At 59.8% G+C, this 6,561-nt stretch carries 4 protein-coding genes and 1 pseudogene; 2 read left to right on the plus strand and 3 right to left on the minus strand.

Annotated features, from left to right (window positions below):
- Nucleotides 1–37: 37 nt before the first annotated feature.
- Together MBENS4_RS22655 and MBENS4_RS22660 are read right to left on the minus strand one after the other, a co-directional pair.
- A complete protein-coding gene (locus tag MBENS4_RS22655) occupies nucleotides 38–1,327 on the minus strand; it encodes a sigma-54-dependent transcriptional regulator (RefSeq protein ID WP_039396255.1) in 1,290 nt (429 codons plus the stop codon).
- Entirely contained in the window at nucleotides 1,324–3,126 is a 1,803-nt protein-coding gene (locus MBENS4_RS22660; RefSeq protein ID WP_242405089.1) for a sensor histidine kinase, read from the minus strand. Before MBENS4_RS22660 ends, MBENS4_RS22655 begins: the two co-directional genes overlap by 4 nt.
- A 456-nt stretch (nucleotides 3,127–3,582) precedes the next feature.
- On the opposite strand from MBENS4_RS22660, the gene MBENS4_RS22665 reads away from it, so the two are divergent.
- The gene (locus MBENS4_RS22665; protein WP_052322718.1) at nucleotides 3,583–4,851 is read left to right on the plus strand and encodes an MFS transporter; all 1,269 of its coding nucleotides are present in this window, start codon (nucleotides 3,583–3,585) and stop codon (nucleotides 4,849–4,851) included.
- Between the two features lie 773 nt (nucleotides 4,852–5,624).
- Nucleotides 5,625–6,104 (plus strand): annotated as a pseudogene (locus MBENS4_RS22670) (IS66 family transposase); the annotation flags it as partial.
- Nucleotides 6,105–6,120: 16 nt separating this feature from the next.
- Here MBENS4_RS22670 and MBENS4_RS22675 read toward each other — a convergent pair.
- The coding region (locus MBENS4_RS22675; protein WP_039396465.1) for an IS630 family transposase at nucleotides 6,121–6,561 on the minus strand (441 nt) is incomplete at its 5' end.

Consider the following 6,561-nt stretch of genomic DNA (forward strand, 5'->3'; position numbering starts at 1 on the left):
ACCGGATATGAAGGTGAGGGGGGACTCCCCTTCACGATTACGAATGACGGTACTGTCCGGCATCGATGCCATGTCGCTGCAGCCGATCGTACATGCTGCGTCGAGGAACCTGCAGCAAATCGGCGACGGCCGCGACGTCCCCTTGCAGGCGCTGCAGAGCGTCGGTGATGACCGCTGCTTCGAACCGCGCCACCTGATCGGACAGCGACACGTCCTCCGCTTCCGTCGGCCCGTTCTCTAAGGACAGCACGGTCTGAACTGCGAAGTTGCGCAGCGCGCGAACGTTGCCTCGCCAGGGATCCGACAGGAGCCGAGCCTCGATCAGTGCCGAGATGACGGGCACGGGCTTCTCGAACCGCTCCGCCGCTTCTTTCAGGAAATAGGTAAACAACATCGGGACATCCACGCGGCGTTCGCGCAGCGGTGGGATGCGGATGCGGACCGTTTCAAGGCGATAGAGGAGGTCCTCACGGAAGGTTCCATTCGCGACGCGATCGACGAGATTAACCTTCGATGCGGCGACGATCCTGAGATCGACGGCGCGTGGGCTGGTCGTTCCGGTTGCAGGCAATTCGCGCTCTTCGATGACGCGCAGCAGCTTGCCCTGCATCGCGGTCGACATGCTGTCGATCTCGTCCAGAAACAGGGTTCCGCGATGGGCGTCGAAAATGCGGCCTCCATTCCCCCGTTCTCCGAACAGAAGCTCATCGACTAGGTGATCGGGTATCGCGGCGCAATCGACCGCAATGAAGCTCTTGCTGCGCCGTCGGCTCCACCGATGAAGTTGCAGCGCGGCCAGCTCCTTGCCAGTCCCGGTCTCGCCTTCGATCAGGACATCGACTTCGATCTGGGCAAGCTGTCTGAGCGAATGGCGCAGGTTTTCCATGGAGGCCGATGTGCCGAGCAAGGGATAGTGATCATCTGCGTCTTCGGCCTCGAGGCGCAATCTGCGATTTTCCAGAACGAGCCGCCGGTTCTCAATGGCGCGCTGCACGCTTGCGAGCAGATGATCAGCTGCGAAAGGCTTGGCTATGAAGTCGAAGGCGCCATGTTTCAGGGCCGCCACAGCCATCGCGACATCGCCGTGCCCGGTCATGAGAACGACAGGTATTTCGGCATCGCGGGCGATAATCGCTTCGAAGACGGCATGGCCGTCCATTTTTGGCATACGGATATCGGTGACGACGACCCCGGCGTAGCCTGGGTCGATCCCAGCTAGCGCTGCAGCCGCATCGCCGAAATCATCAACCTCGATACCGGCGATGGTGAAGGAATCGACCAAAGCGAGCCGCAGGTCTTTGTCATCGTCAATAAGGATCACTTTCATGGCGTGGTTTTCTTCTCAGCGCTGATTAGGGTTACGCAAAATGCGGCGCCGCCCAACGCCGAGGGAACGATCGTGACCGTACCGTCGAACTCGGCGACGATGTCGCGCACGATGCCAAGGCCAAGCCCAAGCCCCTCAGTCTTGCCTGTCACGAAGGGCTCGAAAATCTCATCGAGCAACTCCGAGTCGATGCCAGGCCCATTATCGGCGACCGTGAGCATCACCTTGTCCTGCCGGCGTTCGATAGACGTAAGAATGCGTGGATCGGGTGTTTCTCCCACGGCATCAAGGGCGTTCTGGAGCAGATTAACTAGGACCTGCTCGAGCCGGATGCGGCCGGCGATGACACTAGGCTGACCGGGTGCAGGAAGTTCGAGCGCGACGCGGGCAGTACGAAACCGGTCGTTCATCAGCAACTGAGTGCCGGAGATGACAGCATCGAGCTCTACGGGGCCGATGCGGCCTTTGCCACGTCGCGCGAACCTTCGCATTTCCTGGGTGATCGATCCGATCCTGACGGTGAGTTCGATGGTCGATCGCAGGCTTCCTTCGACCCGATCGTGTCGACCTGCCGCAAGATGATGGATAGCATTTTCAACCAGGGTTCTGATGGTTGCTACTGGCTGATTAATTTCATGCGCCAACCCGGCGGTGATGGAGCCCAGAGAGCCGAGCCGGTTCGCTTGCGCGAGTTCCTCCCGAGCATCGCGAAAGCGCCGGTCGACAAGTGCGCGCTCGGCGATTTCTTCCCGTAGTTCCGTCGTGCGTTCCTGAACAGCGGCTTCGAGCTTGGCGCGCACTGCGGCGGCCTCTGCGGCTCGGCCCATCCGCCAGAGCACTGCGGCGAAGATCATTGCAATGACCAATGAGGCGGTGAAGGTCGCGAAACGCGCCATGTTCCGGGCATCTCGCATTGTCTTGTAGGCCGGCACGACATGGAAAAGGTGCCAGCCAGGCACGGGCATGGTCGTTTCGCCGACGATCATGCGCTTGCCGGAAGGTCCACGCGCACTGTCCGGGCTCGAGAGATGGTAGCGGCTCGGGACAAGCGCGGCCTTCCCGAATTGTCCGCTCTCGGCGATGCGCCGGCGAAGAGAAGGCAGGAGTGGTGCCAATGTTGTGAACCGCTCCGCACGGTCCGTACCGAACAGCACGATACCGCGTTTGTCGAGGACCAGTGTCTGACCGGGATCGGCGCTCCAGGCCCGCGTCAGCGCGTCGAATTCAACCTTCACCACGATAACGCCAGCGGGATCGTTTGCGCTGCCGATCCGTCGCGCAAGGAACAGGCCCGGTCTGCCGCTGACGTTGCCGACCGCATAATATTCCGTCGCGCCGGTCCGCATGGCTTCTACAAAATACGGCCGGAAGCGGTAGTTGTTGCCGATAAAGCTTTCGGGCGTGTCGGCGTTCGATCCAGCCACGGTATTGCCAGCGCGGTCAATAAGATAGATGACGGGCGCACCGGTTCGGTTAGCTAAAAGTTTCAGCTTTTCGTTCATCCGGGCGCGCGCCTCGCCGTTGTCCTCCTTCAAGGCTTCCATGAGGTCGGTGTATTCGCCGAGCACGATTGGCAGCAGACGGAATTTTGCAAGGTCACTGGCGAAGAGCCGGGTCTGCTGTTTTGCTGTCCGCATGGCGTCGGCGTGCAGTTCGTCCAGTGCTCGTTGCTCGAACCAGAGCGTCGATACCACCCATATGAAGGCGGACAGGGCGGAGACGATCCCGATACCCAGAGCAAGGATTCGTTGGTTTGGAGACATCGGTGCGAGGTATCGCATTTCGACACCCATTTCCATGCGAGATTTCGCACTTACCCTGTGGCATCGGATGCGCAAATCTTATATATAATTCTGAAAAACATATATAAAATGAGATGATAAGGAAGGCGTTGTGCTGCATTTCGAGCGCCCTATTTTGGCGGCAACCCCGCCAGATTGGGTATGGAGAGGCGACACAATGACACTTTGCGATGACACCAACACGGGGAGGTCAGTGCTCGACTGTCCCGTGCCAGCGTGCCTCTCAACAGCGTTCCCGGCCAGACATCCGCTCCCAACCGGATTGGGCGAGTTCACTATCAAGAGTGAAAAGTGTTGTCGTGTCGCCTCGATCCAAATGACTGGCGACTGAGAACGACTGCATAGGCCGGCCTGCTTTGTGCCGATGAAGCAGACAGTCTTCGGCCCTAAAGAAATGCGAGGAGATGAGACTTTGCTTCTAATACAATCGATCAGGCCAAGCCGGGAGGGACGATGAGTACGCGGCTCAAGTCGATCATTGGCGGTTCTACCGGCAATATGGTCGAATGGTTTGACTGGTACGTCTACTCGGCGTTCACGCTCTACTTCGCACCGCATTTCTTCCCGTCAACCGATCGCACGGCTCAGTTGCTGAGCGCGGCTGCAGTATTCGCTGTTGGTTTCGTGATGCGCCCGATCGGTGCTTGGGTCATGGGCGTTTATGCAGATCGCCATGGCCGCAAAGCGGGCCTGACGCTGTCGGTCATTCTGATGTGCGCGGGTTCGTTGATTATCGCGTGCACGCCTGGATACGAACAGATCGGCGTTGCTGCCTCAGCGCTCCTCGTGGTCGCCCGGCTCCTTCAGGGGTTGTCGGTGGGCGGCGAATACGGCGCAAGCGCGACCTATCTGTCCGAGATGGCAGGGCAGGGGCGCCGTGGTTTCTATTCCAGCTTCCAGTACGTCACCCTGATTTCCGGACAGCTTTTGGCAATCATGGTCCTGCTGCTGCTGCAGGCCGTGCTGCCTCCGGCTGATCTTGAGCAGTGGGGTTGGCGTATTCCCTTCGCGATCGGCGCCGTCCTCGCGGTCGTCGTCTTTCGTCTGCGCCGCGGTCTTGCCGAGACCGAGAGCTTCAAAGATGCGAAGCCGAGCAACGAACAGAAATCGGGCTTCCTCACGCTGCTGCGCCATCACCCGCGCGAAACCGCGCTGGTCATGCTGCTGACCGCAGGCGGAACCCTCGCCTTCTATTCCTACTCGATCTACATGCAGAAGTTCCTAGTCAACACGTCTGGCTTCACAAAGGAAGCGGCCAGCCAGATCAATGCGATCACTCTGTTTGCATTCATGTGCCTGCAGCCGGTGGCTGGTGCGCTGTCGGACCGGATCGGTCGAAAGCCCATGATGATCGCCTTCGGCGTGAGCGGCGTGCTGTTCACCTATCCGATCTTTTCGACGCTCGAGCATACGACGGACATGGTAACAGCGAGCCTGCTGGTCATGGCGGCCCTCATCATCGTCACGGGTTACACGTCCATCAATGCGGTTGTGAAGGCCGAGCTGTTTCCAGCGCATATCCGTGCTCTTGGCGTGGCCTTGCCTTATGCCCTCGCCAACACCCTGTTCGGTGGTACGGCAGAGTATGTTGCACTCAGCTTCAAGGATGCGGGCTGGGAACGTGGATTCTACTGGTATGTCACCGCGATGATCGCAATTTCGCTCGTCGTCTACCTTCGCATGCGGGACACCAGCAAGAACAGCCTGATCAAGGAAGACTGATCCGTCTGTCGCCGTCGGCGACAGGATCATCCATCAATTACAAACATCCATCGACGACAAGGTCGATGCGCTGATCAGGGTTCTGGTCAAGCGTGGCACGATCGCCCAGCAGGAAGCAGTTGACCTTCTCGCAGCCATGCAGGCAGCCTCGGCGCCGGCTTCCGGCGCACCCAATGCTTCCTCGCCTGCTTCGGCGGCAGCCTCGAGTCCAGCATCGACCCCGGCGTCGGCCTCGGCCAATCGAAGCTATCGGACAGCGCGTTATCTCGGGTGAGGCTGGGGCAGCATCCTAACAGACAAATTCAGTCAGAGTTCGCTGAACATCGAGCTAGGTGGGCTTCGAATTACGGAACCATGTACACGCGTGGGCCGGATTTGGGCGATCCTGACATTCACTTTCTGCCGGGTTAGCCGCCGGTCCGCACCTAGACATCGAATTTTGGCAGTTGAACTTCAAAAATGGGTCGTCTGCTGATGCCCCAGTATCCATCACCCGATTAGCCAATTTCCTTGCGGAATATTCGTAAGCGCTGTTCTGCCCCCACCTTGCGCGTGTGAAGCGTAGCGCCGAGTTTCCGCGTTCTGATTGGGCTGGAGTGCGCTGCTACTATGATAATCTCGGGTGATGATCCTGTGAGCAAGGGCGCGCAGCGGTTCGAGGTCTTTACGGGCGCGGGCAAGCGGCGAGAGTGGCCGCCCGAAGTGAAGGCCTCGATTGTTGCAGAGTGCTATTCGGGCCGGCACGGGGTCAGTGCCGTGGCTCGCCGACAACGGAAGTGCTGCGTCGCGTCGCCTTGCTCTATACCATCGAAGAAGAGGCGCGAGGATTATCAGCGGAGCAACGCCGGGCTGTTCGCAACGACCGCAGCCGCATCATGGTCGATGATCTTCGCCAGTATCTCGAAGCCCGCAATCGCCAGGTCAGCGCCAAAAGCAAGCTTGGCGAAGCGATCCGCTACGCGCTCACCCGCTGGGATGGGCTGTCACGCTTCCTCGACGATGGCCGCATCGACCTCGACAGCAACACCGTCGAACGCTCTATCCGGCCCCTCGCGCTGAACCGCAAGAATGCCCTGTTCGCCGGTTCCGACGAAGGTGGCGACAACTGGGCGGTGATCGCCACGCTCATCGAAAACTGCAAGCTCTCCGGCATCAACCCGCACATCTGGCTGACCGATACGCTGACCAGCCTGGCCAACGGTCATCCTGCGAACGGCGTCGCCGAACTCATGCCCTGGACCGCCGTGGGCTGATACCAAGGTGCATAGATCAGTACCCATGCGCCCATTGGCGCATTCCGATGGACATGATGTGCCAGGGCTGATCGACGAGCTTGTTCCATGCGAAGCAGCAGTGGTCGACGATGTCGTCGTAGGATTTGAAGATGCGGTTCGACAGCCAGTTGTCGCGCATGAACTGCCATACGTTCTCGACAGGGTTGAGCTTCGGGCATCGTGGCGGCAGCGGCATCAGGGTAATATTGGGAGGCACGACCAGTTCGGCCGAACCGTGCCATCCGGCCTGATCGAGCAGGAGGACCGCATGCGCGCCCGGCGCGACGTGGAAGGCGATTTCCTCGAGGTGCATGCTCATCGCCTCGCTGTTGCAACGGGGCATGACGATACCGGCGGCCTTGCCTTCGGCGGGACAGATCGCGCCGAACAGCCATGCCGAGGAGCGACGCTGGTCCTTCGGCGCTGATGGCCGGGC

The sequence above is a fragment of the Novosphingobium sp. MBES04 genome (assembly GCF_000813185.1).
Lineage (GTDB): Bacteria > Pseudomonadota > Alphaproteobacteria > Sphingomonadales > Sphingomonadaceae > Novosphingobium > Novosphingobium decolorationis.